A 2,653-nucleotide genomic window follows, 5' to 3' on the forward strand; every position below is an offset into this window, starting at 1 on the left:
GCAGCCGCTCGCCCAGCACCCGGGCGCAGGCCAGTGCGGCGGACGCCGGGTCGTCCATCGCCCGGGGGGCGCCGAACACCACGAGCGCGGCGTCGCCGAGGAAGCTGTCCACGACGCCGTCGTACTCCTCGACCGTCTCCACGACCACCCGGAAGAACCGGTTGAGGACGTCGACGACCTCCGAGGCCTCGGACCGCACCGCCATCTCCGTGGACCCGATGATGTCGACGAAGACGACGCCGACGTGGGAGGCGCTGCCGCCCAGTTCGGGGTCCCGCTCCTCGGCCGCCTCCGCGACCTCGCGACCCACGTGGCGGCCGAACAGATCCCGGAGCCGTTCGCGTTCCTGGAGCCCGGCCGCCATGCGGTTGAACCCGCGCTGGAGCTCGCCGAGCTCTGTACCGTCGTAGACCACCACCCGCCGGGAGAGCGTGCCGTCCGTGACGTCCTCCATGGCCCAGCGGAGACTGCGTAGCGGGCCGAGCACCGACCCGGTGGCCAGGGAGACGAGCAGGAACCCGGCGAGGAGCGAGGTGGCGCCGAGCACGATCACGATGACGGCGAGGCGTTCCAGCGACAGGGCCCGGCCCGCCAACGTGTAGATCGCCACGATGATCAGTCCCGCGATCGGCACCCCGCTGCCGACCGCCCAGGCCACGCGGAGCCGCGTCATCGCGCCCAGGAACCGCGCTCGGGGAGCCGGACCGCTGGCCAGGGCGACCGCGGCGACCGGACGGAGTCCAAAGTCGGCGAAGAGGAACGCCACACCGCAGACGACCATGCCGGAGAAGACGATCGTGAACCCGACCGACGGGATCGCCTCCGGGTCGATCACCCCGAAGGCGGGCGTGACCACGGCCGCGCCCAGCAGCCACAGGAACGCCTGGATCAGGGTCATGCGCCCGGGCAACCGGAGGGTCCGCACCCGCTCCCGGTCCGTGGGCTCGCGGCCGTCGAGGAACCACCGCACACGCCGGTAGACCACGCTCCGAACCCAGATCGTCCCGATGACCGTCGCCAGGAACACATACCCCGGGACCACGATCGCGGTGGGGACCGTGAACTCCCGGGACGGTAGGGTGGGGCCCGGCAGCACGAAGAGGATCAGCACCGCGGCAACGGCCACGCCGACGAGGTTGGACGCCAGCAGCGTCAGGAGCAGCAGGACCCGGACCCGTATGGTGCGCAGTCGCGCCGACTCCGTCTCGCGCCCGAGCAGCACCGAGCCCAGTTCCGGGCGTCGCAGCAGGGACAGGTCGAGTCGCACGGTCAACATCGTGCCATCTGCGGGCCCGGAAGTGACGACCTCGTCACACTCGGGTCGGGAACCGTGGTCCGGGGCCCGTCGGGGCGTAGGGTAGGCGAGTCGGCCCGCACCACTCTTGCCTCGGGCCGAATCGGATGTCGACCTCCCGTGGTCGCGCACCGGGCGCGTCGCCTCCGAGCGACGCGGTAACCCAGGAGCGCGCCGGGCAAGACGCCCCATCTATGTACGGAGATTCCTCCCTTGTCACGTTCCTTCGCCGATCTCGGCGTTCCTTCATCCCTGCTCGACGTCCTCACGGGCGTCGACATCGTCACCCCCACCCCCATCCAGTCGGCCACGCTGCCCGACGCGATGTCCGGACGCGACGTCCTGGGCCGCGGCCGCACCGGCTCCGGCAAGACCTACGCGTTCTGTCTCCCGCTGGTGACCCGGCTCGCCGCCTCGGCGCCCGCCGGCGGTCGCCGTAAGCGCAACTCCCCGCGCGGCCTGATCCTCGCCCCCACCCGCGAGCTCGCCCGTCAAATCGACGAGACGCTCGCGCCGCTGGCCCGGGCGATGGGCCTCAAGACCACCGTGATCTTCGGCGGCGTCTCGCAGGGCCGCCAGGTCAGCGCGCTCGACCAGGGCGTCGACATCGTGGTGGCCTGCCCGGGCCGGCTCGAGGACCTCATGGGACAGAAGCACTGCCGCATGGACTCGATCGAGGTCAGCGTCCTCGACGAGGCCGACCACATGGCCGACCTGGGCTTCCTCCCGGGAGTCACCCGGATCCTGGCGGCCACGCCCGCGGGTGCGCAGCGGCTGCTGTTCTCCGCGACCCTGGACCAGGGTGTGGACAAGCTGGTCCGGAAGTTCCTCGACAATCCGGTCGTGCACGAGGTCGACGACGGCTCCGCCACCCCCGGCGCGACCGCGCACCACGTCTTCCACGTGGACCCGGACGACCGCGTCCGCGCACTGGCGGACCTCGCCGGGGTGAACGAGCGGACCGTCATGTTCACCCGCACCAAGCACGGCGCCAAGCGACTGGCCAAGCAGCTCTCCGGACGCGGCGTGACCAGCGTCGACCTGCACGGCAACCTGTCGCAGAACGCGCGCGTCCGCAATCTCGACGCCTTCTCCTCGGGTCAGGCGAGCGTGCTCGTGGCCACCGACATCGCGGCGCGCGGTATCCACGTCGACGACGTGGGGCTGGTCGTCCACGCCGATCCGCCCGCCGAGCACAAGGCATACGTGCACCGCTCGGGTCGGACCGCACGCGCGGGTGCCGTCGGCACCGTGGTCACCGTGGCCACCTCCGACCAGGTCCGCGAGGTGCGTTCGCTGCTGCGGTCGGCCGGTGTGACGGCGGGCGAGATCGTGCTGCCCGTGGGCGCGAACGCCGCC

General features: G+C 71.8%; 2 protein-coding genes. One reads left to right on the forward strand and one right to left on the reverse strand.

The features are described 5' to 3' along the window. The coding region (locus tag G6027_RS14735; protein WP_182637826.1) for an adenylate/guanylate cyclase domain-containing protein at nucleotides 1-1,276 on the reverse strand (1,276 nt) is incomplete at its 3' end. Nucleotides 1,277-1,507: 231 nt separating this feature from the next. Between G6027_RS14735 and G6027_RS14740 the strand changes: the two genes are divergently transcribed. Then, on the forward strand, nucleotides 1,508-2,653 hold a 1,146-nt coding region (locus G6027_RS14740; protein ID WP_182637827.1), incomplete at its 3' end, for a DEAD/DEAH box helicase.

The sequence above is a fragment of the Dietzia sp. SLG310A2-38A2 genome, from assembly GCF_014145095.1.
Taxonomy (GTDB): domain Bacteria; phylum Actinomycetota; class Actinomycetes; order Mycobacteriales; family Mycobacteriaceae; genus Dietzia.